This is a genomic window from Emticicia fontis (assembly GCF_054779675.1).
Window position 1 is genome coordinate 59,600 of record NZ_BAAGXU010000002.1, and the last position, 25,617, is coordinate 85,216.

The 25,617-nt window shown below is 38.4% G+C and carries 20 protein-coding genes; 5 read left to right on the top strand and 15 right to left on the bottom strand.

The annotated features are described in order from the left end of the window. Window positions 1-172: 172 nt before the first annotated feature. From ACYVFA_RS01460 to ACYVFA_RS01490, 7 genes are all read right to left on the bottom strand, one after another. Window positions 173-601 carry a DUF2752 domain-containing protein gene (locus ACYVFA_RS01460; protein WP_460470008.1) on the bottom strand — a complete coding sequence of 143 codons (429 nt, stop codon included), beginning with the start codon at window positions 599-601 and terminating at the stop codon, window positions 173-175. Then, the gene (locus ACYVFA_RS01465; protein ID WP_460470009.1) at window positions 573-1,073 is read right to left on the bottom strand and encodes an RDD family protein; all 501 of its coding nucleotides are present in this window, start codon (window positions 1,071-1,073) and stop codon (window positions 573-575) included. Before ACYVFA_RS01465 ends, ACYVFA_RS01460 begins: the two co-directional genes overlap by 29 nt. Window positions 1,074-1,205: 132 nt before the next feature. Further along, on the bottom strand, window positions 1,206-2,072 hold the full coding sequence (locus ACYVFA_RS01470; RefSeq protein WP_460470010.1) for a motility associated factor glycosyltransferase family protein: 867 nt from the start codon (window positions 2,070-2,072) through the stop codon (window positions 1,206-1,208). A 33-nt stretch (window positions 2,073-2,105) separates the two neighbouring features. Next, window positions 2,106-2,825, bottom strand: a complete 720-nt coding sequence (bshB1, locus tag ACYVFA_RS01475; protein ID WP_460470011.1) for a bacillithiol biosynthesis deacetylase BshB1 — start codon at window positions 2,823-2,825, stop codon at window positions 2,106-2,108. A 221-nt stretch (window positions 2,826-3,046) separates the two neighbouring features. After that, a complete protein-coding gene (locus tag ACYVFA_RS01480) occupies window positions 3,047-4,165 on the bottom strand; it encodes a peptidoglycan DD-metalloendopeptidase family protein (RefSeq protein ID WP_460470012.1) in 1,119 nt (372 codons plus the stop codon). A 90-nt stretch (window positions 4,166-4,255) separates the two neighbouring features. Beyond that, window positions 4,256-5,197 (bottom strand): NAD(P)/FAD-dependent oxidoreductase, encoded by a 942-nt coding sequence (gene trxB, locus ACYVFA_RS01485; protein ID WP_460470013.1) that lies wholly within the window; start codon window positions 5,195-5,197, stop codon window positions 4,256-4,258. Window positions 5,198-5,322: 125 nt separating this feature from the next. Then, window positions 5,323-7,197: an OmpA family protein gene (locus ACYVFA_RS01490; protein WP_460470014.1), complete on the bottom strand. Its 1,875-nt coding sequence runs from the start codon at window positions 7,195-7,197 to the stop codon at window positions 5,323-5,325. 89 nt (window positions 7,198-7,286) lie between these two features. Here ACYVFA_RS01490 and hemJ point away from each other — a divergent pair, with 89 nt between their 5' ends. Continuing rightward, window positions 7,287-7,829, top strand: a complete 543-nt coding sequence (gene hemJ / locus ACYVFA_RS01495) for a CopD family protein (RefSeq protein ID WP_460470015.1) — start codon at window positions 7,287-7,289, stop codon at window positions 7,827-7,829. A 124-nt stretch (window positions 7,830-7,953) separates the two neighbouring features. On the opposite strand, the gene ACYVFA_RS01500 is transcribed toward hemJ, so the two are convergent. Both ACYVFA_RS01500 and ACYVFA_RS01505 read right to left on the bottom strand, forming a co-directional pair. Further along, the gene (locus tag ACYVFA_RS01500; protein WP_460470016.1) at window positions 7,954-8,553 is read right to left on the bottom strand and encodes a porin family protein; all 600 of its coding nucleotides are present in this window, start codon (window positions 8,551-8,553) and stop codon (window positions 7,954-7,956) included. Window positions 8,554-8,722: 169 nt separating this feature from the next. Beyond that, window positions 8,723-10,657 carry an LTA synthase family protein gene (locus tag ACYVFA_RS01505; protein ID WP_460470017.1) on the bottom strand — a complete coding sequence of 645 codons (1,935 nt, stop codon included), beginning with the start codon at window positions 10,655-10,657 and terminating at the stop codon, window positions 8,723-8,725. Window positions 10,658-10,731: 74 nt separating this feature from the next. Here ACYVFA_RS01505 and ACYVFA_RS01510 point away from each other — a divergent pair, with 74 nt between their 5' ends. The 4 genes from ACYVFA_RS01510 (at window position 10,732) to ACYVFA_RS01525 (ending at window position 14,196) form a co-directional block, all read left to right on the top strand. Beyond that, on the top strand, window positions 10,732-11,025 hold the full coding sequence (locus tag ACYVFA_RS01510) for a hypothetical protein (RefSeq protein ID WP_460470018.1): 294 nt from the start codon (window positions 10,732-10,734) through the stop codon (window positions 11,023-11,025). A gap of 56 nt (window positions 11,026-11,081) precedes the next feature. Beyond that, window positions 11,082-12,959, top strand: a complete 1,878-nt coding sequence (locus tag ACYVFA_RS01515) for an ABC-F family ATP-binding cassette domain-containing protein (protein ID WP_460470019.1) — start codon at window positions 11,082-11,084, stop codon at window positions 12,957-12,959. 87 nt (window positions 12,960-13,046) lie between these two features. Further along, window positions 13,047-13,499: a VOC family protein gene (locus ACYVFA_RS01520; protein ID WP_460470020.1), complete on the top strand. Its 453-nt coding sequence runs from the start codon at window positions 13,047-13,049 to the stop codon at window positions 13,497-13,499. 34 nt (window positions 13,500-13,533) lie between these two features. Further along, window positions 13,534-14,196 carry a DedA family protein gene (locus tag ACYVFA_RS01525; RefSeq protein ID WP_460470021.1) on the top strand — a complete coding sequence of 221 codons (663 nt, stop codon included), beginning with the start codon at window positions 13,534-13,536 and terminating at the stop codon, window positions 14,194-14,196. A 219-nt stretch (window positions 14,197-14,415) separates the two neighbouring features. Here ACYVFA_RS01525 and ACYVFA_RS01530 read toward each other — a convergent pair whose 3' ends face one another. From ACYVFA_RS01530 to ACYVFA_RS01555, 6 genes are all read right to left on the bottom strand, one after another. After that, complete coding sequence (locus ACYVFA_RS01530) at window positions 14,416-15,885, bottom strand: arylsulfatase (protein WP_460470022.1); 1,470 nt, start codon at window positions 15,883-15,885, stop codon at window positions 14,416-14,418. A gap of 102 nt (window positions 15,886-15,987) precedes the next feature. Then, window positions 15,988-17,031 (bottom strand): glycoside hydrolase 5 family protein, encoded by a 1,044-nt coding sequence (locus ACYVFA_RS01535; RefSeq protein ID WP_460470023.1) that lies wholly within the window; start codon window positions 17,029-17,031, stop codon window positions 15,988-15,990. Between the two features lie 45 nt (window positions 17,032-17,076). Continuing rightward, entirely contained in the window at window positions 17,077-18,789 is a 1,713-nt protein-coding gene (locus ACYVFA_RS01540) for a GMC family oxidoreductase (protein WP_460470024.1), read from the bottom strand. 132 nt (window positions 18,790-18,921) lie between these two features. Beyond that, on the bottom strand, window positions 18,922-20,112 hold the full coding sequence (locus ACYVFA_RS01545; RefSeq protein ID WP_460470025.1) for a vanadium-dependent haloperoxidase: 1,191 nt from the start codon (window positions 20,110-20,112) through the stop codon (window positions 18,922-18,924). 138 nt (window positions 20,113-20,250) lie between these two features. After that, window positions 20,251-23,643: a VCBS repeat-containing protein gene (locus ACYVFA_RS01550; protein ID WP_460470026.1), complete on the bottom strand. Its 3,393-nt coding sequence runs from the start codon at window positions 23,641-23,643 to the stop codon at window positions 20,251-20,253. A gap of 84 nt (window positions 23,644-23,727) precedes the next feature. Then, window positions 23,728-25,611, bottom strand: a complete 1,884-nt coding sequence (locus ACYVFA_RS01555; protein WP_460470027.1) for a RagB/SusD family nutrient uptake outer membrane protein — start codon at window positions 25,609-25,611, stop codon at window positions 23,728-23,730. Window positions 25,612-25,617: the final 6 nt, after the last annotated feature.

Below are 25,617 nucleotides of genomic sequence, written 5' to 3' on the forward strand. Positions count from 1 at the left end.
GTTATTTGATAGGTGCTACCTGTTTTACGGGTAGCATTTTTTATGACACTTTCTATTTTCTAAACTTCCTACTTCCCGGGTGTTACTTTTTTTATCTGAAAAAAAGTAACCAAAAAAGCAGCCATCATTTAAACTCGTACAATTAAAAACCAATTTTAGCTATTATTACATTTTAATATTTTAGCATAGTAGAAGGTACCAAATATGTAAATGGTTCAATTGGGATATTTCGAAGTATTGTAAAGAGAATTACAAATAGCAATACCGGCAGAACAAACTTTCGGGTAAAGAACACATCAGGAATGATTTTTCTTTTACTGAATTCTTCAAACAGCTTAACACCTATCAAAGGCAAAACTAAAAAAATCAAAAGATTATCCTGAGCGGCAGTTATAAAATCTCCGTGTAATAGCGCATGGAATGCTCTTTGACCACCGCACCCCAGACAATATAATCCAGTAGTTTTATTGAATAGACATTGTATCCCCAGAAAATGGCCAAGAGATGGGTAATAAAAATAATAAACGGTAATAGTGAATACTATTACCGCTAATATAATCTTATATCCAAACTTATCTGGTTTTAAAGCTCTCGATTTCATCTTCAACTACTAATGTCCTTGCGGCTAAATCGTGTAAGTTCTGTTCTTCTTTATTAAATAAACAAGCCAGGAATAATAAAAAGCAGAAATTGAGTGAGATATATTTTACCAATACTCTTATAAGCGCATCTTCCATGGTTAGTTTTTGACCATTCTCTTTTATCACTTTTATATTCATTATCAATTTCCCTACAGTCGCTTGTTTTGAAGACCCGGTCATTAATAGTTCATAAATAAAAGGTATTACCATCGTAAACGAAAAAATTACAAGAAGGCTTATACCCGTCATAATTAATGTAATAATACTGCCCACCGTAAACTCTCCTTCTGAATCGCTCAGGCCTAAAATACTGTAGAATCCTAATGAGATTGCAGCACCTACAATCAAAGCAAAAATGATACTGACTACTATAAAATCTATTATAAAAGCGACAAACCGTTTGCCAAAACCAGCTAAGCGAGGATTTCTCATAATAAAAGCTATTTAAAGTTTAGAATACTTGAGTTTCGTATATACCAGATCTTTAATCTAAAAAAACTGTTCCACACAATTACATTAAAGTCTCAGATAGTTAATCGCTTTCAAATCCTAGCTTATTATAAGCTAAATAGGCTTTTTCATCAAATCTTTTACTTTCGCCTTTTCAAAAACATCAACATAGCTTTTTGCACTGGCATTATAAACCTTTATACCTATACTCCTCGCATACTTCGCCAACACTTCATACCCATAGAAAGCCTTGTGTAAAGAATATAGCTGCTGACTCATATAAGATGTTTCTCGGATGGCTATATCATAATCTTTTTGACCATAAAAATGCGTATCACTTACCACCAGATTATTGTCCTCATCCAGCTTAATCATTTCATGCCATGAGTGATCCGCTCCAAAGAGATATATTTCTTTAAAACCCATATTCAGGGCATAGAACAATGTGGCGACTAGTACGTTCTGGCATTGTGGCATTCCTAAACCTTTTTTGAAAAGCCAATGAGTAAGCCTTGTATAACCAGAAACAATAGTATAATTAAAAGGAATTGGTTTTATGTGGCTATTTTGTGCGAGTTCATTTCTGAAATAAGTCGATTTCAGCATTTTTGTAGGAACAAATAAATTCAAATCCCAGGTAGTATTTTCTACAATACCTCTCAAACCGGTTCGTCCATGCCAGTGGTCTGGATTCATGAAAGACCAATCCAATAATAAGTAATTCTTGGGTTTAAGTTGTGTATACTCTTGAGTTGTAGAGAAAAGATTAACGGCAATGAGTTCCAATTGATTTAAGAACTCTATATCCTTTTCTAAAGTTGTTTTTAAAGATGGGCCATTACCCAGAATTCCACACTTCGGGTTGGTTGCTTTCGCAGTTTTAAGAGAAAAGTCAGATAAAAATAGCACCTTTATCAGAGACAAGATGCTATTTATAAAAAGATTGATTGATTGCTGTACCGACAAAAGAAAATTAATCATAGACACAAATTTTCGACCAAAATACGGCTATTCTTATATTAAATCAAAAATGTCTTTCACACCTAAGATTCTTGTTTTGGTAAATCCTTCTCCGAATCTGACACCGATACTATGCCCCATTTCCTGCGAACGTGCTTTCAGAAAATCAAGGAATTCTGGACTTGTCAGATATGATTCCGGCTCTGTACTATTCGGATCATGGAACTGGCTTTTATACGCGCGGATAGAAGCTTCTTTTAAATCCCAGTATTTAGAAATATCAACCACTAAATCAGGCTTAATGTAGCGATCCTGAATATAATGATAGAGGAATTTAGGTCGCCATGTGGCTTGTTGGGTTCCATCTTCTTCATAGGTATTTATCATACGTAAACCCGATAGAAAACAGGCATCTACTGCAAGCGCAGCTCCTTTGCCATGATCAGGATGACGATCTTCAATGGCATTAGCCAATACAATATCCGGTTGATAACGGCGAATGGTTCTGATTAATTTCATCTGATGTTCCTCATCATTTTTGAAGAAACCATCTCTGAATTCAAGGTTTTCGCGAACAGATATACCTAAAATCTCAGAAGCCGCTGCTGCTTCTGATGCACGGATTTCAGGTGTACCGCGTGTACCTAACTCTCCTCTTGTAAAATCTACAATACCTACCTTTTTACCTTTTTCAATAGCGATTGCCATTGTTCCACCACACGACATTTCGGCATCATCGGGGTGCGCTGCCATTACGAGTATATCTAGCTTCATGTGTATTTAATGAGTGATTGATTGAGCCTTGAACTTTGATTTACCTGATTTTATGATTGCATTGATATTCATTTAATTCAGTTCATATAACTAAAGCAATATCAAATAGTATCAGGAAAATCCTAAAATCAGGTAAATCAAAGTTCAAGACATCTCTTAATCATAAAAAAAAAGCGGCGTAAATAGTTTCACGCCGCAATTAAAATATCTTTATACAATTCTTATTTTACTCTTAAACGATAACCCGGACGCAATCTGGTGTTTGTTTTGATACGATTCAATTTTGCCAGATTACTAATTGTGGTATGATTACGGTCTGCAATTTCAGAAAGTGTATCTCCTGAGCGAACTCTTATCCAAGCCTTACGCGTAATAACCTGTGGTTCGTCAAACTCGAAGTCTCCTTTGCTGGCGCCACCTCTCAAGTAATCATACACGCGTGAGGTCATAGTAAATTCTGCCGAATTAATATCTATTTTTTCAGGGTTGAAAGTAAAGATATTTTTAGGATCAAAAGGATTTCCTTCATAACGTGTTTCGAAATGTAAGTGAGGACCAGAGCTTCTTCCTGTACTTCCACCCTTTCCTATTTCGTCACCTGCTTTCACCACTGTATTCGGTTCGAAATTAATCTTTGATAAGTGACCATAAAGGGTTTCCAATCCATTGTAATGACGAACAACCACACAACGACCATAACCACCGTGTACGCCTGCCACACGGATAATCCCATCGAACGCAGAATAAATTGGCTCACCAGTATCTAAATCAAGATCAATACCTGTGTGCCAGCGGCGCCATCTCCAGCCAAACTGTGAATTGGTTACACCTTTAGCCATAGGGCCAGCCCAATATCTGCCTTGTGAAATATCGTATAACTGAATCGGAACTACTTCATCATAATCTTTGGCATCAATGCCATAAGGGTCAACAAAATCTGTATTCCAAACCGAGAAATAACTGGCAATTTTCACCATATCATCACTCCCTGCAAATTGGGCCTGTTCTTCAATTTCTACAATCTCTATCTCTCCTTCGTCAATAGATGAAGTGTCGTCATGCACAACCGCATTCAGTTCCTTAATAGGTTCGCTTTTCAGCCCAGCATTTTTATCTGATTTTGGTGCTTCAAACTCATTAATAAAACGCAATTTAGGTTCTTCTTCAAAACTAAACTCGTCGTCCTGTTTCTGAGGTTTATTAAGGTTTTTGTTCTTAGTTTCTTTCTGAGTAGAAGGAATAGTGGGTTTATTCAATCTTATTCCCCTTTCTTTTGTCTGGGCGTAGCCCGCACTCAAAAGAAAAAATATAGCAATAATGGTAAATAAAGCCTTTCTCATTTTGTATTTTGTTTTTAGGTTGCCCCATAAAAATGTATCAGACCAAGCAGCCTGACACATCTCTATAACAATATTAGGCATTTTTGTTGTCTAATGCAAACTTTGCTCTGCTAAATATCTCTCGGCGTCTAAAGCTGCCATACAACCCGAACCGGCTGCCGTAACGGCCTGACGATAGATTTTATCTTGTGCATCACCACAGGCAAATACTCCTTCCACATTTGTTCTTGAGCTACCCTTAATTGTTTCCAGATAACCCGCCTCGTCCATATCCAGAAATCCTTCAAATATTTGGGTATTTGGCTGATGGCCAATCGCTACGAAAAATCCGGTTACATCTAAAAAGGATTCTTCCTGTGTGATATTGTTTTTAATTCTTACTCCTGTCACTCCATCATTTCCTAATACTTCCATTGTTTCGGTATGGAATAAAATCTCAATATTTGGAGTGTTTTCCACACGTTTCTGCATAATCTGCGATGCTTTGAACTCACCCTTACGCACCAGCATATATACTTTTTTGCAGAGTTTTGATAAATAATGTGCTTCTTCGCAAGCCGTATCTCCTGCCCCTACTATAGCCACATTTTGTCCTCTGAAAAAGAATCCGTCACAAACAGCACAGGCTGAAACGCCATAGCCATTTAAACGTTGCTCTGATTCTAAACCCAACCACTTGGCCGAAGCACCCGTAGCAATAATAACGGTATTAGCAATGATTTCGTGTGTGTCGTCAATAATAACTTTATGCGCCATTGGTGTTGAGAAATCTACCTTGGTAGCCATCCCCCATCTATTGTCTGTCCCAAAACGCTCGGCTTGTTTTTTGAAGTCTTCCATCATTTCGGGTCCCATAATACCTTCTGGATAACCCGGAAAATTTTCAACATCGGTGGTAATCGTTAATTGTCCTCCTGGTTGGCCTCCCTGATACATAACAGGTTTAAGACCTGCTCTTGCTGCATAAATAGCTGCCGTATAACCAGCCGGACCTGACCCTAAAATCAACACTTCTACTTTTTCTTGTGCCATTATATTGATAATCGTGAATGTAAATAGTAAAATTTATCTGCAATAGCCTTCAAAATAGCCATGCTTGATAAATGAACATAGTTTCCAAGCCACAAAGTTCATCAAATTTGGCGGGATAGGCAAGCCTAGAGGATTTTCATTTCAATCCTTCTGTTTAACTGGCGGTTTTCTTCGGTATCGTTCGATAAGATTGGTTTGGTTTCACCATAGCCAATGGCTTTAATATTAGCCGCATTTACACCTTTTGCTACAAGGTATTCAACTACCGCAGCAGCCCTTTTTTGAGATAAAGCCTGATTATCTGTATCTTTTCCTACATTATCCGTATGTCCGGAAATCTCCACTTTAAGTGTATTATTCTGGGATAACAGTTTTTGCAGTTTATCTAATTCTGCAAACGACTCAGGTCTTAATTCTGCCTTTCCAGAATCGAAGAATATATTATTCAATACAATATCTACATCTTTTCTGATAGGTTCTAAAGATATATTTACCACCTTTCCGTTGGCATCTGTTTTTTCGGAGAAATCGAACGACAAGCTTTTGTTGAAATAATTCTGTTTATTAATAAACAAACCAAAATGACTACCATTAGGTAATACAGCTGTGTATTCGCCAGTCATGGCATCTGATTGTACACTTTCAATGGTTTTACCTGTCTTTAAATCTATCAGTTCAATTTCAGCCGAAATATTCTTCTTGCTTTGCGCATCTTGTACAATACCTTTCACAAAATTTACACGACTGAACCGATTACTTAGTTCTTGTGGGATATCGAACTCATACAGACGGATATCACTCTTTACATTTGATGAATAATAACCTTTTTTGCCATCAGAAGTAATAAATAATGCTGCCTGATTCTCAAAAGTATTAATGGGGTAGCCCAGATTTTCAGGCTTTGAAAAAATGCTTAATTTCTGCTCAGTCATATACAGGTCTAATCCTCCCATTCCGACATGCCCATCTGAAGCGAAGAAAAGAGTATGTCCATTAGCGTGAATAAAGGGAGAAACCTCGTTTTTTGAAGTATTAATGATATTACCCAGATTCATCGCGGGTGACCATACGTTATTCTTTAATTCGCTAACCCATAAATCTTTCTCACCGAAACCTCCCTGACGTTTTGAAGAGAAGTATAATATACGACCATCGTTTGAAAGACTGGGTTGAGCCTCCCACTCTCGGGTATTGATATTTGCGCCTAAGTTCTCGGGAGCACTCCATTCGTTACCCACCTTACGAGAAATATATAAATCGCAGCTCCCAAAACTATCTTTGGCATCACAACTTGTAAAAACAAGGGTTCTACCGTCAGCAGAAATACTACAGGTGCCTTCATTGGCTGGCGTATTAATTTTAGACGAAATGCTTTGAGGCTTTGTCCATTTACCATTAGTTAGCTTTGAATAAAATAAATTCTCATCTCCTTCTTCTGCAAGGGCTGTAAAAATCAAAGTTTCATTATCAGCTGTCAATACCGGGAAGTATTGATTTTTTTTAAAATTAATAACCTCCCCCATATCATTGGCATCAAAACTTAGTTTTTTCTTCTGTGCTTCAATTGCAAAATTGCAGCTTTCTAATTGCTTAGTCAGTTGTTTTAGTATCATGCTATTAGGTGGAGAACTTTTTAGCGCAAATTCGAGAAGAGGCTTTGCCTTTTCATAATTCCCACTCCTTAGAGCACGGGTACCCGTATAGGCATATGCCTGACGATAATTAGGATCATTAGGTTTAAACCTGATAGCCTTATCATAATACTTCATTGCACTAGCCTCGTTTAAAGCGCCTTCACTCATCTGACCTAACTTAAAATAAGCATCTGCATAGGTAGAATCTTTCTCAATAGCTCTTAATAAATTCTCGGTAGCATCATCTGATTTTCTGGCTACAAAACTCTTTATACCCTTATCGTAAAACTCTTTTGCTTTGGCATCCTGTGCCTTTGCCGCACCTGAAATACCTATAATTAAAAGTAACGAAAACAGCTTATTCATTTTAAAAATCAGTTTTTATAGTTTAACGTATGGTTTTGTTGCTTATTTTTGAGGGCTTATAAAATACGTCAGTTTTAAATTACACCTGAATGCTTCATCTCTATCTCAAATCATTGCATATCGTTGGCTTCGTGTCGTGGTTTGCCGGATTGTTCTATCTGGTTCGCCTGTTTGTTTATTATACTGAAGCCGATCAAAAGCCTGAGCATCTACGCGAGGCTTTTAAACAAGACTATATTCTGATGCAGAAAAGAGCCTATAAAATTATCTGTAATCCTGCCATGATGATTACCTGGACTTTCGGGATTTTGATGCTTATAAACACTCCGTCCTTTCTCCAACAAGGTTGGCTGCACGTCAAGCTGGTTCTTTTGGTTTTATTAACGGGTTACCATATTTTCTGCAAAAAAACCATTGAGCGATTGGAAAAAGGAGAAAAATATATGGTATTTAACTCTTTTCAATACAGATTGTTAAACGAATTGCCTACATTATTTCTGGTGTCTATTGTAATGTTGGCAGTGGTAAAAAATCTTATTAATTTTCTTTATCTTTTTCTAGGTGTTATTGCCTTTGGTTTTTTGTTGTTTCTGGCTGCAAGAGCGTATAAAAAAAGTAGAGAAAAAAAATAAAACGCGCCCCTAGCCCCTAAAGAGGTGTGTTATTTTAACCACAAACCCCTCTTCAGTAAAAACCGAAGAGGGGTGTAGGCTCTGGGAGGTGAATCCCATAAGATTTTCTGTGTTTTGATTAGTTTTATTTGATAGGGAAACTAATACCTACATTGATATTTACCCCTGCATTCTGATAGCTTGTTGAAGGTTCTTTGGTAATGTCACCAAAACCTCTGATGTAACGAACGTCGGTATTTAACCATGTTTCGCGTTTAAGACGGAAGTTAAACCCTGCACCAATCTGCCCACCTACATCGGCTGAATTGAATACTTGTTGCCCATTTGAAAGTTCGTTCCCACCTTTATCTGTCGATCCTGCTAAAATTCCTAAGTAAGGACCTGCGAATAATTTAGGACGGAAAGCCTCGCCTTGATGCCCGAAATAATAGACAGCTAATACTGGAATTTGAATGTAGTGGATACGTTCGATATTACCCCCATTCTGAACTCTTGTTCCAAACTGCGAATAATTACCTTCAATAGTTACCCCAAAATTACTGTTGATACTGTGGTTTAAGAATAAACCTGCGTTTAAACCTGTTAATACGTCGAAACTTTCGGCTTTTGGTGCATACGATGTAAAGTTAACTCCTAATTTCGGTCCCCACGAAGTTGTTGGTTGAGCATAACTTGCTAAAGACATGGTAAGTAAAGCACCTAACAAAAACAATTTGTTTTTCATGATAATGGTATTTATTAGTAAAACTGTGTGTAAAAAAACTGTCAACGTTTATACCTGTTAAAATACCATTCCACTAACCATTAAATATTAACTAAATAATGAATGTGGCAAGCCATATACATAAATTCGAGGAAAATATTCCCCATAAATTTCAATAATTGGTCATTTTTCAGAAACTAACCCAGTCGTTCTCTATTAAACCATTTCTATAAAACTGAATATAGGCTTTTAATCTATCATCATATGCACTATTGTTTTTAATAAACGTCTCGCTGTTGTTTGCTGCATCAAAAAGTCTTATATGATTATCTGCATTCTTTTCAAAATAGATAAGGTTATTGTCTCCAAAATCAGTAATCATGCGATAAGTGCCTGATTCATATTGTAAGGCAATACCACTGGTTCTGGCAAAAACAGATTCACCAAATAACAAAACTTTATCCTGATTTATATGAAGAAAATCAAGGATACTTGGGAGAATATCAGTATGCTGACAAACTTTATGAGGATTGGCAACTTTCTGAAGGTTCTGCAAAATTTGTTTATCTCCATGAAATAGTATCAAGGGTACCCGATAGGCACCTAAAGCATTGGCATATTGTGGCTCGGTATTAATTTGCGTGTGATCAGCCGTAATAATAAATAAGGTATTCTGAAACCAGGGTTGCTTTGATGCTGTTTCAAAAAAACGCTTCAAAGCAAAATCTGAGTACCCAATACATTCGTGCACCTTAGAACTGCCTTTGGGGAATTTACCTTTATAAGGTTTGGGAATAGTATATGGATGGTGAGAGCTAATAGTAAACACACAACTTACAAAAGGTTTTGTTTCTTTTGACAATTCTCCGGCGAAATACTGAAGATATGGCTCATCAAATATCCCCCAGTTATGATCATAATCACGCTCTTTCAGATTTTCAGGGTATTGATCTAAACCATAATATTTGTCAAAACCTGCTTGCTGTGAGAAACCCTCAAAACCCATTGAGCCATTATGTGCTGCATGAAAGAATGAGGTAGCATATCCTTTAGGTTTCAGTAATGTACCCAGCCCATAGAAATTATTTGACTGGTAGGAAGTAGTAATAAAAGGCTCGTCTATCAGTTGCGGGATAGCCGAAGTAATGGCGGGCATAGCAATGATTGACTCCCGCCCGTTTGCAAAGCAATTTTCGTAAAAAATACCATTCTTTGCCAATGAATCCAGAAAAGGCGTATAACCCTTATACGGATTCTTATAGCCCATGTATTCTTTACCAAAACTTTCTAATATTACTACAACTACATTTTGCGGTTTATCTGAATTAATAATGGTAGAATCAATATGCGAAATTCGCTCTCTGCTGATTCGCTTTGATAATTGGTGGTCGTTTTCGGTAAAAAAATTCACTTTTTCTGTGCCTTTCGCATCAATTGTGGTCAAGAATGTAAAAGTGGTATTTAAGGCCAGATTCCCTAAATGTGTGTCATGCTGGCTGAATGCCTGATTGATACGCAATGGTTTTGTTTGGAAACCTCCTCTGAAAATAAGCACACTCATACCTAAAGCCAGAATCCAGACGATTGGTTTTACATATTTATTCCTGAAAATAATGTCGTTTTCGGCATAAACTCTTACCATATTGATACGTGCAGTAACAGGTGTGCCTTTTACAAAAATATAACTGATTGCTGCCCAAATCAGAAATAAATACCAGTAGGCTCCCATCAGATTGAATGCTTGCTGACCGATGTCTGTAATAATACCAAAGATTTCGAAAATAGTGCGGCGGCCTATGAATTTATAATATTCCAGGTCAGCTATATTGAGCCAGAAGAAAATACTATTGGGAATCCAATAGAGATATTTCAGGAATTGCTGATACGATGCCGTGTCTACAAACCGGAATGGTAATAAGGAGCAAACCGTCAATAAGGAATTGCTGATAAAAATAGCAGATAAATCAAAGGGCAAACCCACCAGAAATGATTCCAGTATTTCGGCAATGGAGTTTGTCTGAAAGGAATGAAGGTTAAAAAAGACAAATAAGACTCTTAAAATAAAGTAAATAATTAAAAGCCAGGCTAATCTTTTGAACCAGACAATTAAATGTAAAAAATTCATATTGGTTTTGTAAATTTGAACAAAATTATTGGTTTTGGCAGAGCACAGATGCCATCTATATAAAAAATTATTATATGAACCTCCAGACATTTAAAAGCACACTTTCGGCCACAAAAGTTCCACAAGATATATCTCCTTTATTGCAAGCCCTTTGGTATGATTATAATGGTGACTGGGAAGCTTCACATAATATCGCTCAAAGTAAAGAAGGCACACAGCCTTACGATCGTCTGCATGCTTATCTGCATCGCAAAGAAGGTGATAACTGGAATGCGAATTACTGGTATAAACGTGCCGGAGAAACCATGCCTAAAATCTCGCTTGATCAAGAATGGGAAGAACTGGCTGAACGATTAACCAAAAATTAAATGTATTTTTGCCACACAAAAATGAACGGAGAGGAAACGGATTATCTATAAAACTTATGAATTATTTATCAGCCGAAAATATAGGACGGAATTTAGGGGAACGCTGGCTTTTTAAAAATCTTACCTTTGGAATTCTACAAGGCGAAAGAGTGGCATTGATTGGTGCGAATGGTTCGGGCAAATCATCTTTATTAGATATGCTGGTGGGCAAAATAGATGTGGATGGTGGCGAAATTAGTATCCGTAAGGATATAAGAACAGGTTATCTCGACCAGAATCCTGACTTGCCAGCCGGAAAAACAGTATTGGAAACCATCTTTGCCTCTGAAAATGCCCTTACACTGGCTATTAAAGAGTATGAAATTGCGCTGAATCTACATGATGATAAACGATTGGCTGATGCGATTGAAAAAGTAGATACCCTGAAGGCCTGGGATTATGAAGTGAAAGTAAAACAGATTTTAGGCAAATTGGGGATTACTGATTTTGATAAGCTCATCAGTAATTTATCAGGTGGACAGCAGAAACGCGTTGCCTTGGCGCGTGTATTGATTGAAGAACCTGATTTCCTGATTCTGGATGAGCCTACCAACCATCTGGATCTGGATACCATTGAATGGCTTGAAGGTTATCTATCTTCATCTAATATTACCTTGCTTTTAGTTACTCACGACCGTTATTTTCTGGATAAGGTCTGCAACAGAATTCTTGAAATAGCCGATAATCAGATTTATAAATTCACAGGTAATTATAATTATTACCTTGAGAAAAAAGAAGCACAGGAAGCCGTTAATGCTGCTACCCAAAAGAATTACCGCAATCTACTTAGAAAAGAATTGGAGTGGATGAGACGCCAGCCTAAGGCGCGTGGAACAAAGTCTCAAAGCCGTATTGATGCGTTCTATGATTTGAAGAGCAAGACTATAAAAAAAGGCCCGGAAGAGAAATTGGAACTGAGTATGAAGATGGAGCGGATGGGGAGTAAGATTATTGAGATTCAGCACGTGAGTAAGGCTTTTGATACTCAAAAAGTAATTTCAGAGTTTTCTTATACTTTCAAGAGAGGCGATAGAATCGGGATTGTAGGTAAAAACGGGATGGGCAAAACTACCCTTCTGGAATTAATTACTGAAAAATTGAAACCGGATATGGGTAAAGTGGTAAAGGGAGACACTATCAGGATTGGTTATTATTCACAAGAAGGACTCGACTTTGAAGATGGGCAGCGGGTAATAGATGTGGTGCGCGAGATTGCAGAGTACGTAAAAATGGCTGATGGCAGTGAACTTTCTATCTCCAACTTCCTGACACTTTTCTTGTTCCCTCCGGCTATGCAATATAGCTTTGTTCATAAATTGAGTGGTGGAGAAAAACGACGCCTGCAATTATTGAAGATATTGGTGCAAAATCCGAATTTCCTGATACTTGATGAGCCTACGAATGATTTGGATATTTCGACGCTGAATGTATTGGAAGATTTCCTGATCAGTTTCGGAGGGTGTTTACTGGTAGTATCTCACGACCGCTATTTTATGGATAAAATAGTTGAGCACCTTTTTGTTTTTGAGGGCAATGGTTATATCAGAGATTTTCCGGGTAATTATACAGACTATCGCAACTGGAAAGATGAACAACCAATTCAGGCAGTTAATGGGAATACTGACAATGATTCAACCACTAAAGCCACCATTGCTCCACAGGTTCAGAAACCGGAAGCTAAACGTAAACTAAGTTTCAAAGAACAAAAGGAATACGAGGGACTGGAAAAAGAGCTTGAAAAGCTGGAATCTACCAAAGCTATCTTAGTCGAAAAAATGAATTCAGGCAATGGTTCACACGAAGAACTGGCAACGTGGGCTAAAGAATTTGAGCAGATAAATGATGCTATTGCGGAAAAAGAAATGCGCTGGCTCGAGTTATCAGAACTGGCATGATAGATTGCACCAAATGTATTAACCATTTATGTGATTTATTAAGTAAATATTAAAACTATTTTCAACCCTTATATAAACACCGTACCTATGAATTTTTCTAAATGCATTCTTGTTCTTTTGTTAGGCGTCTCTGTTACCAGTTTTGCTCAGACCAAAGGTATTCCGGTTCAATCATATAACCACGTAGGTCTGGCTGTAAAAGACCTACAGGAAAGTGCCAGATTTTATCGCGAAATTGTGGGTTTGCAACCGCTTAATGTACCCGATAATATGTTGGCGATTCGTCGTTGGTTTCAGATTGCCCCAGGTCAGGAATTACACCTTTTATTAGGAAGAAAAGATCCGGTAGCTAATAATGATAAAAATGGTGCCCACTTTTCGTGGACAATTCCTGCCAAATCGGCTGATAGTATCGAGGCTTATTTAAAAGAAAAAGGAGTGGCCTATCATCGTCAACAAAGATTTGACGGAGCGTTTCAGATTTATATTACAGATCCAGATGGCTATGTGATTGAGCTAAACGAGCCAAAAATACAATAAACATCTATTCAGAAAAGCTAAAAAAGAAATTTCAATGGAACAGGCAAGTGGTTGGTTGCAATATTTAATGAATTCGGAAGAATTAATCCGAACGGGTGGCCTTGTGGCTATTACCCTTATTATTTTCATTGAAAACGGATTCTTTTTTGGCTTCTTTCTACCTGGTGACTATCTCTTGTTTCTTTCAGGCGTTTTCTGCGGCACTAAAATACTGACCGTACCTTTGCCTTTATTACTGGCCTGCATATTTTTAGCAGCGGTTATTGGCTCTTTTGTGGGTTATTTCTCCGGTTGGTATTTTGGCGACAAGATACAGGCAAGGCCGGATTCTATATTTTTTAAGAAGAAGCACATCGATAGCACGCGTAAATACTTTGCCAAATATGGTAGCCAGACATTAATCATTGCTCGTTTTTTACCAGTAGTACGTACCTTCTCTCCTATTCTGGCTGGAATTGTAAAAATGAAATTCTATAAATTTTCAATTTTCAATATTCTGGGTGGTGCAATCTGGGTGATTACGCTAGTGGGTGGTGGTTTCTATTTTGGTGAAAAATTCCCGGGTATTATTAACTACGTAGAATATGTAATCATTTTCTTTCTGGCCGTTACTACTTTTACTGTCGTAAGAGGCTACATTAATGCCAGAAAAGAACTGAATGAAAGTAAAGAACATAATGAAGCGAACCAGTCATAAAACGGGTTCGCTCTCTGATTAATTACATCTACCAAATTCAGTTCTAAGAACTGCTCCATTATTTACAACAATTACGGAATTCAGTTTGGAACCTTTATCGCTTCCATAAGTCACGTTTACATAATCTCCTAGCTGACTTATTGTTGTAATACTCTTCTTTTAATGCACTTGCATAATCAAATATGAATCAATAGAGGCCTTTCAGTATTCTTGGGGAGGTCAGAATTTTGGGTCAATAAACTCCCACTCTCTGATATGTGAAGGTTGATGTTCTTTTTTAAGTATCGCTTCAAATTGCTTTATCAATTCAGGGTATTGGCTACTACGATTGGTTGTTTCTTTTACGTCGTTTTTTAAATCATATATTTCCCATCTTGCATCTTTGTCTTTTTTCATATTGCTTTTCACACCTTTCCAATTGCCTATGCGAACAGCTACTTGTCCTCCTTTTTCGGGAAATTCAAAATAGAGATATGAATGTTGTTTTTGGAGTTGTGAATTGCCTAACAAAGTTGGCAGAAAGGAAATACCATCGTTTTGTGGAGGTTTTGTCGCGGTAAGTTCACCCAAGGTTTCCATCAGATCGTATTGAGTAGAGACTAAATCTGAGGTTTGTCCGGCCTTGATTTTCTTGGGCCATCGGGCAATAAACGGCTCTCTGATACCGCCTTCGTATAAATCCTGTTTTCTTCCCCGAAGTCCTCCTACGCTATTAAAGAAATTGGTATCAGCTCCTCCGGCTTCGAAAGTTGCGCCATTGTCACTACTGAACATCACCAAGGTGTTTTCATCCAGATTTAGTTCTTTCAACAATGCCATAATTCGCCCAATCTGCTTATCCATATAAGTAATCATGGCTGCATAAGTTGACCTTGGGTATAGCGTTGAAGCATACCCTTTTTCACCTCTATAAGGTTGTTCCTCAAATTGACCGATGTATTCTTTTATTGCTTCATCAGGTGCTTGTAGAGATAGATGCGGGCCGGTGTATGGTAAATACAGGAAGAAAGGTTGGTCTTTATGTTGACGGATATAGGCTATTGTTTTTTCCGCCATTTTGGTCAGAGAATAATCATTTCCTTTGAATTTGTCAAATGCCTGAGGATTCGTTTCATCTTTTGGTAAAGGTTCATGCACTTTAATATAGGCATTACGAAGTGTATCCCATTTTCCATTTTCCCAAAGGTGAGTAGGGTAGAAATTATGCGCTTGTTTCTGATCCAGATAGCCGTAAAAATAATCGAAACCATGTTTGTTTGGGTCTCCGGTTGTATTACTCATACCCAAGCCCCATTTGCCGATAGCAGCCGTCGAGTACCCCGCTTTTTTCATTAAATCAGCAATGATAAAGGTTCCTTCAGGCAAAGGCATCTGGCCACCCTCTTTCTGATCTTCAAAACCACCTAATTCATAGTTCCCTCTGATATAAGAATGCCCGCTATGCTTACCGGTCATGAGCATGGTTCTGGCAGGAGCACAAACCGGGGCACCAGTATAATGCTGCGTAAATCTTATACCCTCTTTGGCCAGTTTATCCAGATTTGGCGTTTTGATTTTTGTTTGCCCATAACACCCTAATTCACCATACCCTAGATCATCTGCATAGATATAAATCACATTAGGCTTTTTACCTTTTTGCGCTTGCAGTCCTAAAGAGCAAATAAGCAGGAATAAAATGATGATTTTCATGGCAAATGGTAGGTATAGGTGATGAACGAAATGGTTAAAATCACTAAAGAGTATCACAAAACCATATAAGCTTTATGATACTCTTTAGTGATGTAAAATATTTTATTTCTTCGTAACGGCTTTAATAGCGTCTACTTCACTTTGTTTGTAAACTGAACCATCCGTACGAAAAACCTCATGAAACCATAAAGCTGGTTCACCACCATTAGGCATAGGTTCATCCCAAGCAAAAATAGTATTCGTTTTACCTTGTACCAATCCCCAGTTAATGGCACCTACTTTGTATTTGGCAAATACCGGAAGACAAGTTTCAAAGGTGCTTTTGTGTTTACGAGCCATGTATTCAGTACAAATCAAAGGTCTTTTAAATCTCGTTTGCAAATCTTTGATTTGTGCTTCCAAATTCTCTGGATCTTTATAATTATGAAAAGTAATGATGTCTGAATTAGCAAACATAAACTCATTACTCATAGGGTGATCAGTCCACCAGCCTGCAGTAATTGGTTGAGAAGGTTTAGCTGCTCTAGCCCATTCAAATGATTTCTTTAATAAAGGCATTACGGCATCGTTATAGCCTGAATTGCTTGGCTCATTAAACAAATCCCATGCAATCACTCTTTTATCGTTAGCAAATGCACCAATAATTCCTTTAGTATACGCTTCGAGGCTACCCCATGTTCTTGAATCGAATAACATTTTTGTACCCGGACATCTCGCCCAACCTGAATTATGCTTGCCAACGATTGGCTCCATTTGTTTTCCGGCTTTAGGGTTATCATTCCAGCAAGAATCAAATAGAACAAACATAATTTTGATATGATGCTTGTCTGCTATTTCTAAAAACTGATTAATTCGGCTGATAAACCCTGCTTTATCTGTATCGTAAGGGATATTGTGCAAGAAAACTCTCATGATATTCATGCCCAGGCCTTCTGCCCAGCCTAATTCTTTATCAATTGTTGCAGGGTCAAATGTATCTGCCTGCCACATTTCTAATTCATTAATTGCTGTGTTCGGAATATAATTGGCACCTACAAACTGTGGTTGTTTGGCATACCAGGCATTGGCTTTTTCTACTGTCCATCGTTGTTGTGCGCTGGCAAAAAAGGATGCCAATACTAATACTAACAAAAGGCTTTTTTTCATGAGAATTTGAATACTTAATCTATTGGGTTTTGAAAAATACTTAATTTATAATCTTTGTGCTTTCATTTCTTTCATGGCATAGTCAACCGCGCGGGCCGTGAGTGCCATATAAGTCAATGAAGGGTTTTGAGTTGAAGTTGAGGGCATACAAGCGCCATCGGTTACAAATACATTTTTACAATGGTGCATCTGATTCCATTTATTGAGCATAGATGTTTTAGGATCTTTACCCATACGTACTCCTCCCATTTCATGATTTTCACTTCCAGGATTCCGTTTAGTATCGTGTGTCTGAATATTCTTGAATCCGGCTTTTGCATACATTTCTGAAAATTGTTCCCAGAAATCTTTCAGCATCTTATCATCGTTATCATCATATTTAACTGATACATGCAATTGCGGGATGCCATATTTATCTTTCAACTCTTTATCTAACCAAACACGGCTTACTTCTTTAGGGATTGTTTCACCCATCATATGAGAGTTTATCTGCCATAAGCCTAATTTAGGTTGCATTAGCCGACTCTTCAAATCTTCTCCTATCCCCGTACCCTCAGGGACTAACCCTCTTGAAGTACTGAAACCTGCGGCATAGCCACGTAAGAAATCTGTTTCTTGTTTGTATACATTGCGGAAGCGCGGAACGTAGCTAGAATTCGGACGTTTGCCTTCAGTAGTAGAATCCAGAAGACCGTCATACTCGGCAGTTATTCGTCCTCTGAAAGTATGAAATGCCATGTATTTACCCAAAATATCGCTATCGTTCCCTAGGCCATTCGGGAAACGATTGGAAATGGAATTCAGCAAAATCAGATTAGAATTGACTGTTGAAGCATTAACAAAAATGATTTTAGCGTAATACTCAATCATCTCTTTACTATTAGCATCTACAATACGCACACCCGTTGCTTTTTGCTTTTTATCATCGTAGATAACCGAATGCACTACTGAATGCGGACGAAGTGTAAGTCTACCTGTTCGTTTTGCCCAAGGAATTGTCGCTGCCACACTGCTGAAATAACCACCATAGGGACATCCGCGCTCACAAATCACCCGATTCTGGCATTGAGCACGGCCTTGTTTATAATGTATCTCTTTAGGTTGTGTCAGATGCGCTGCGCGACCCATCACCACATAACGATCTTTGTAATGAGTAGCCATCTGTTGCTTGAAGTGTTTCTCCACGCAACTCATTTCATGCGCTGGCAAAAACTCTCCATCAGGCAAAGTTGGAACACCATCTTTATTACCTGAGATTCCTGCAAATTTTTCTACATAACTATACCAGGGAGCAATATCGGCATACCTGATTGGCCAGTCGGTAGCATATCCATCGCGGGCAGGGCCTTCAAAATCGAAGTCACTCCAACGTTGGGTCTGGCGCGCCCATAGCATAGAGCGCCCTCCCACCTGATACGCGCGCATCCAGTCGAATGGTTGTTCCTGAATGTATTCCTGCTCTGCATCTTTTACCAAAAAATGCAAAGTACTCTCGCTAAAAATATAATGTCGGCTCGGAATTTTATATTCTTCTATAATCGCTTTAGGTACCTGTCCCAGATGCTCAAACTCCCATGGATTTTTCAGAGTAGTAGGATAATCCTTTACATGCTCAATGTTTCGGCCTCGTTCCAGAACAAGGGTTTTCAGTCCTTTTTCAGTAAGTTCTTTGGCTGCCCAGCCACCGCTCATACCAGAGCCTATCACGATGGCATCAAAAGTGCGTTCTTTTACACTGTCTATATTCAGATTTGACATCAGGAAATTTCGGTTAGGGTTTATTAGTTAAAACAGGTTGAAGGTTAATTACACCTATCATACGTTTTTTCCTGTGTAAATATTCTAAAAATCGACCAAAAGGTCAATATTTTTTCTTGAAAATATTCAATTTTAATTCAAACGCTTTAAAACCTGCTGACCGACCTTTGCTCCTTGGGTTTGCCCATGTTCAATGGCATCAACAAAATGAATGCCGCCATAGAAACGGGAAATAGCTGCTTCTTCTGCCGCTGCATTGAATGAAGGAAACGCGCGAGGCGGCAAGCCATATCTTTTTTCAACGGTATCAGTATAGGCAAAATTATCTCCCAGAAAGTGTGTGAGTATTACTGCCGAAGTAGTTGAAATGGTTGAATGCCCACTCAGATATTCAGGGAAAGGCGGAGTTTGTAAAATTGGTCGCCAGTTAGGGTCAATATATTTTCTGATGGCAGTTTCAGGGCGAACCCGATTACTGCGATATTTCTCTCCCCAACAGCCAATAAAACCATCCATTAAGCCGATAGCCACTGCCGTATGAATCTGTAATGTTTTAGCAAGGCTTAGATTCTTTTGCTGGCAAACTATCCCAACAATGCCCATCCAGTGAGCACCAGGAGAAATTTTTTTAACTCCTACCATCAGGTGGCCATTATCTTGCAATGCAAATGGATTACAATCCCAGAATGCGGCTATTTCTCTGTGCTCTTCTGATAATTTATCGTTATAAAGATTAAGCATTAACTGATAAAATTCAGATTTTTTATCAGTTGAAAAAGGAATAGGTTTGATAGGGTCAAACTGATTGGCGGAATCTAGCGTAAAAGAGCGAACAGTGTGAAAATACGGCTCGACCGGAGGGAAATAGGCTGGCGGCGTCGGAAACCAGTCTCCGTCTTTGCCACCGGGCGTATAGCGTGGATAATTGCTTATCTGATTATATTTATCGGCCTTGGCATAGGCTAATATCTGTTTGCTGATGTCTTGCGCATAATTCAGAGAATTTTCTATGACCTCTTGCGAAAACCCCAGATGCGTCTGACAAGAATCCATCCATTTTTTCTCATAATCACTTAATAGTTTTCCTGACGGTTGCATTTTCTTTGCCGTTTCCATCATAGCCAGAATTGAGGCTACATCAGGAGAAAATGCACCCGAAGTCTTCATTTTCTTTATATCAGGATAACCGTTCAATTTACCCTTCATCGAAGGGATAGAATCATTATTCTGTGAAGCAATTTCATATCCTGCCAGGCAAGCATAAGAGAAAAAGCGTGAAGCCAGGGGAGGATTAGATACATCATGTATCATGATGTCGGTCATTCGGTTTATTACGTTGCTTACTTCCTTACTATTCAGCCTGGGTAATTGTCCGGTTTTATTTGTACAACCAAGAGTTATGTAAGCACAAATTATTAATATTACTGCAAATCTCATTGGAGCAAAATAGTATTAAGGTTGTTATTTCTTAAAAGCATAGCTTTTCAATGCCTGTTGATTAACGCCAAAAAGCACCAGGTTATTAATCGATAATATACTTCTCACGTCTCCTTTCAGGCATAATCCTGATTGTTGTTGGGTCAATGCGCTGAATTGTCCGTTTCCGTCTCCTTTTAAAATGAGTCCCAAATTAGCATCATATTTACCAAATCTCAAACGCCCACGATTAATGTTTCCGGCCAATACCAAATCTTTTTTTCCGTCGGCATCAATGTCTATCGCTGACATTGCAAACACCGGTGAAAACTGTGTTTGTAAAGGCAAGCTCTTTTCCTGGAACTTGCCCTGGGAGTCACGTATAAAAAGCGTTGTTTTGAGCGTATTAATAGTTAATTTTTTAGCATCTGTCAGTTCTTCTTTTGTAAAAATTTCGTTTATACCCGCATCAGCATAGCTTTTATAATCAGGGAAACGGGTACGCATGATACTTATCTGATCTAACAGTTCATCGCGCGTTACATAAGGGTAGCTTTTACCCTGAATGTAGAAACAAAGAATCGGATCAAGAGAACCATTATCATCAAAATCTTTATAGAATAATTCTGCTTGTTCATTTTCAATGGCTTTCAATTGAGAATTCAAACCCAGATTACCTGCCAGTAAATCTACTTTCCCATCATTATTGAAATCATCTACCAGCAGTTTATTCCATAAACCAGCATATTGTTTTTCAAAATAAGTAGTAGTTACATTGGCTAATTTTCCACTATTCAGTGCAAACACCTGAATTGGCATCCAGTCTCCTACAATTATTAATTCAGCTTTTTTATCGTTGTTTAAATCATACCAGGCAGCATCAGTTACCATGCCTATATTTTTGATTTCGGCACCAATATTATCTGTCTGGTCAACAAAACGAGGTACTCCTGCACTACTTTGATTCATAAGAATATAGCTCTGAGGTGTTTCGGGATAACGACCCGGAATTACTCTTCCGCCCACAAATAAATCAGGTTTTCCGTCCTGATTAATATCAGTAGCTCTTACACAACTTTTACTAACAAGCATTTTCGGTAATGCATTAGCCGCTTTGGTAAAATTACCTTTGCCATCATTGATATATAGACGGTCTTGCAATGCTGCATCATCCGGCATCATATTTCCATAACCCCCACTGACCACATATAAATCAGGAAAAGTATCTCCGTTTGCATCAAAGAAAATAGCATCTGCATCTTCACTTTGTTTATCTGCCTCGAATGAGGTTTGAGCTTTTACTGTAAATGTTCCTGCTTTAGATTGGATATATACCTCTCCGGTTTTTCCACTTCCCCCACCTACGAAAACATCTTCTAATCCATCCCCATTAATATCAGCTTTGGCCATGCAAGGGCTGTTAAATGATAGAGGATTTACGAGCAATGTCTGTCTCTTAAAATCATTGATTGCATTATTTACTGCTATATACTTAATACCGGTATTGGTTTCTTTCAATAATGGCCCAGGTGATTGATTTATCTGATTAGCTGATTTAGCTTCTTTTTCTTCAACAATTAATAATTTGTCAACAGCCACTTTAGCCAATAATTGTTGTTTGCCGCTTAGCCATACTATTTTTAATGAATCGATTTCAGAATCATTGCCTAAGCCAAAATGCAAAATGGGTGATACACTAGATTGATAACCTCTGGTTGGCATTTGCTCAAGGAATTGTACTTTTCCGTTTTTGTATAAAGACACCTTTGCCCCTACTCCTAGTTTATTCAGCCCTTCCCCATTCAGTTTGATTTTCAGGTAATGATTTTTCAGTTGTTTATCAGCATCATTCTGATAAATAAAAGCAGGTTGATTGATATTGTTGATTACCAGATCAAGGTCTCCATCATTGTCAAGGTCTGAATAGGCCGCTCCATTACTATTGGCATTGTGGTTCATACCCCAATTACTTACTACATTTTTGAATTGCAGATTCTGACCGTTTTTATACATATAATTGGTCAGATTCGACGAAGGGATTTTCATCACCAGATCCAGTACATTCTGGCGCTGAATATTTGCCTGATTGTTCTGAATATAGTCACTCATATATTTCAGAAAATCCATATTGGTATAATCTCGCAGATAGCCATTGGTGATGTAAAGGTCTTTCCAGCCATCGTTATCATAATCGGCAAAAAGGGCGCTCCAGCTCCAGTCAGTATTAGAAATACCTGATAATTGCCCGATTTCTGAAAACTGAGGGTATTTAGTTGCTGAATTTGAATTGAGTACTCCCTGATTCAGTTGGAGCATATTGCGCATATACTGATGCCCGAAACCTACTTTCAGATTGAAATCAAATTTTTCGTAATTATCAGGTGCCATCAATAATTTTTGTCTCTGATTGCTTTCAGGAAGCATATCCAGCGTAAAAATATCTGTCAGGGCATCATTATTTATATCGGCTGCATCACTACCCATCGAAAAATGCGAGAAATGCCCAACACCTTCACTTATCTGGTTAATAAACCCGCCTTTTTTATTATTGATATAAAGAAAATCAGGGATGGTGTAGTCGTTGGAAACATACATATCCTGCCAGCCGTCATTATTATAATCGGCAATGGCAATCCCTAATCCATAAGAAAGAGCAGAACTTTGTAAGCCTGCCTGTTTGGTAATATCTTTGAAGACAGGTTCTCCGTTTTTTCCTTTATCGTGTCTGAAAAAACGCATACCGTTTTCGAGGTCTTCTTTTTTTAAAATCTCAGCAGTTGTGGCTTCATCTAGTACAGGTAACGATTTAGGATTATGGTTCAACAAAAACATATCCAAATCTCCATCTTTGTCATAATCAAAAAAAGCAGCTTGTGTACTGGTAGCTGGGCTATCCAGACCATACTCGTGTGCTTTTTCTATAAATGTCGGGATGCCATTGGCATTTTTTCCCTGATTAATAAATAACTGATTGGTACGCTTTTCTGGTAATAAGTTTCCGGAATAACATACATAAATATCAAGCAAGCCATCACCATTCACATCAGCCATTGTGGTTCCGGTTTTCCACGGTCCTTCTCGGCCAGCTGCTCCAGAGGCGAGTGTTATATCTTCAAAAACCATTGCACCTTTATTCAGATAAAGGTGATTGGATTGCATATTACTCGTAAAATAAATATCGTCTAAACCATCGTTGTTTACATCACCTACGGCCACACCTCCCCCATTGTAAAAATATTCATACATCAACACATTGGTATTAAGCCCTTCATTGATGATATTCTGAAAATCAACGTGCGTTTTTTCGGGAGTCAACAAAGTGAAAAGCTGAGGTTCATTTGAAGTATCTGAGGCAGGATCATCAGCAGTTTTTTTGTCGCTTTTGCAAGCCAGTAAAAATAACAATAGGTTTAGCAGAACTAGGTTCAGGGATTTCATCGGATAGGTATTAGGCTTTAAAACAAAAAATTTGGGTAGTTAAACACCTAATAGGCGCTCAACTACCCAATTTATTAAAATTGATTAGAACCCAGGGTTCTGAACCAAGTTTTTGTTACGGTTTATTTCGTCACGGTGTATTGGTAAGAAATACATTTTATCTAACCAGGCACGGTTTTCTTTACCAGGGTCCATATCGGTTACTTTATACTCATAATTATAACTGGTTGGGTCATATTTATACAATGTAACTGTTTTACCTGGTTTCAATGTACCTATTACGGTAATAATGTTTGCTTTTCTACCCAAAGTTGTTGGGGCAATCATCCAACGACGGGCATCGTAATAACGGTGCTCTTCAAATGCTAACTCAATACGACGTTCGTTACGGTAACGTTGACGTAATGCGTCTCCAGACTCAGTGATTGCAGGCATACCTGAACGGAAACGGATTTTGTTCAACCAGGTACGAGCCTCAGCATCTTCGCCCAATTCGATACAAGCTTCCGCATAGTTAAATATGGCTTCTGTATAACGTAAGTGAGGCCAAGGAATTTGTTGCCATGTATTCTGGTCAACAATAGCCGGGCTTGGGTCGATGAATTTACGAAGATAATAACCTGTATAACTACCATTCCAGTCTTCAACTGTACTCTTACGCGTATCTAAACCAAAGTAAGGTGTTTTAGTGCCAGAACCATCGCCTAGCTCGTATTGACCTGTTTGAATCTGGTTAGCCGGGTCTTTTGCCGCAACGTCAGCCGTACGCGGTTTCCAAGGTGCGCCATCATATAATAATGAAGCATAGAAACGTGGGTCACGGTTTACATAAGGGCTAGATGCCTGTTGTGGATTCGACCAGCTGAATTTTGTTCCATCCATCATTTCATAGTCATCTACAAAGTGTTGGATCGGTGCGTTACCAGCCCAGTTATGATAACCATTAGGGCCATTGAACAAACCTTGACGACCACCATCTTCTTGTTTTGCATTGATAAAGTAACGGGCAAAAAGTAAATCTTTTTCACCACCATTTCTTGCAAGTGAGATATTCATGTAGTTAGTAGTACCATCTTCTTTGCTGGCAGGAGCAGACAGACCCAGGTTATAGCCATAACCTGATAAATCTAACACAGCTTTAGCAGCTGCTTTAGCTTTTGTCCAACGTTCAGCACGGCTACCGCTTGTCAATGCAAGAATTTCAGGTTTGCTGAATGCTGCCATGACAGTAGATTTTGCTTTAGCAGTAGTCGCATCATACAAATCACTAGCTGCATAGGTTAAAATACGAGCTTTCAATGCCAATGCTGCGGCTTTTGAAGCACGTCCATTTGCCATTGACATACCTTCAAGTAATGTAGCTGCCTGATCGCAATCTTTTACGATAAAGTCGATACATTCCTGCATTGTATTCCGAGGAGCCAGATAATCAGCCTCACCCAAAGCATAAGGGCGGTCAACTATAGGTACACCACCATAAACACGTACTAATTGATGATAATAATATGCACGCATAAATGTTGCCTCACCTTTCAGGCGTTCTACTATTTTATTAGTATTAGTAAACTTGGCAGTCTCAAGGTTTTTAAGCGCAAGGTTACAAGCTCTCAGACGGATATAGATATTACCCCAGCTCATACTACGGTTATTACCAGTAGCACTTGTACCCTGATTCCAACCGATTTCAGCCGGATTTGAACGCGCTTCTGTGATTGTAGTAATACCACGACCAGGGTGAGTAAATGAAGCCTCATCGGTTAACGATGCCTGCATTTCTTCACTAAATCCGCCCATCTGCAAACCACCGTAAATCTCAGTTACGAAAGCCTCAGCCAAGGCAGCATCAGACCATACCGCTGACTCCGATACCTGATCAAGAGGGCTGGTATTCACAAAGTCATCATTACAACTGGCTACAGCAAATCCCGCTATAACAGCCGCTGTTAATATTTTCTTAAATTTATTCATTGCTGT

Bases quoted from the DNA above. Each gene is read 5' to 3' on its own strand.
- ACYVFA_RS01500 (WP_460470016.1), bottom strand. From the start codon at position 8,553: ATGAAAAACAAATTGTTTTTGTTAGGTGCTTTACTTACCATGTCTTTA.
- ACYVFA_RS01465 (WP_460470009.1), bottom strand. From the start codon at position 1,073: ATGAGAAATCCTCGCTTAGCTGGTTTTGGCAAACGGTTTGTCGCTTTT.
- ACYVFA_RS01505 (WP_460470017.1), bottom strand. From the start codon at position 10,657: ATGAATTTTTTACATTTAATTGTCTGGTTCAAAAGATTAGCCTGGCTT.
- ACYVFA_RS01530 (WP_460470022.1), bottom strand. From the start codon at position 15,885: ATGAAAATCATCATTTTATTCCTGCTTATTTGCTCTTTAGGACTGCAA.
- ACYVFA_RS01460 (WP_460470008.1), bottom strand. From the start codon at position 601: ATGAAATCGAGAGCTTTAAAACCAGATAAGTTTGGATATAAGATTATA.
- ACYVFA_RS01510 (WP_460470018.1), top strand. From the start codon at position 10,732: ATGAACCTCCAGACATTTAAAAGCACACTTTCGGCCACAAAAGTTCCA.
- ACYVFA_RS01490 (WP_460470014.1), bottom strand. From the start codon at position 7,197: ATGAATAAGCTGTTTTCGTTACTTTTAATTATAGGTATTTCAGGTGCG.
- ACYVFA_RS01520 (WP_460470020.1), top strand. From the start codon at position 13,047: ATGAATTTTTCTAAATGCATTCTTGTTCTTTTGTTAGGCGTCTCTGTT.
- trxB (WP_460470013.1), bottom strand. From the start codon at position 5,197: ATGGCACAAGAAAAAGTAGAAGTGTTGATTTTAGGGTCAGGTCCGGCT.
- ACYVFA_RS01515 (WP_460470019.1), top strand. From the start codon at position 11,082: ATGAATTATTTATCAGCCGAAAATATAGGACGGAATTTAGGGGAACGC.
- hemJ (WP_460470015.1), top strand. From the start codon at position 7,287: ATGCTTCATCTCTATCTCAAATCATTGCATATCGTTGGCTTCGTGTCG.
- ACYVFA_RS01555 (WP_460470027.1), bottom strand. From the start codon at position 25,611: ATGAATAAATTTAAGAAAATATTAACAGCGGCTGTTATAGCGGGATTT.
- bshB1 (WP_460470011.1), bottom strand. From the start codon at position 2,825: ATGAAGCTAGATATACTCGTAATGGCAGCGCACCCCGATGATGCCGAA.
- ACYVFA_RS01545 (WP_460470025.1), bottom strand. From the start codon at position 20,112: ATGACCGACATCATGATACATGATGTATCTAATCCTCCCCTGGCTTCA.
- ACYVFA_RS01470 (WP_460470010.1), bottom strand. From the start codon at position 2,072: ATGATTAATTTTCTTTTGTCGGTACAGCAATCAATCAATCTTTTTATA.
- ACYVFA_RS01540 (WP_460470024.1), bottom strand. From the start codon at position 18,789: ATGTCAAATCTGAATATAGACAGTGTAAAAGAACGCACTTTTGATGCC.
- ACYVFA_RS01480 (WP_460470012.1), bottom strand. From the start codon at position 4,165: ATGAGAAAGGCTTTATTTACCATTATTGCTATATTTTTTCTTTTGAGT.
- ACYVFA_RS01535 (WP_460470023.1), bottom strand. From the start codon at position 17,031: ATGAAAAAAAGCCTTTTGTTAGTATTAGTATTGGCATCCTTTTTTGCC.
- ACYVFA_RS01550 (WP_460470026.1), bottom strand. From the start codon at position 23,643: ATGAAATCCCTGAACCTAGTTCTGCTAAACCTATTGTTATTTTTACTG.
- ACYVFA_RS01525 (WP_460470021.1), top strand. From the start codon at position 13,534: ATGGAACAGGCAAGTGGTTGGTTGCAATATTTAATGAATTCGGAAGAA.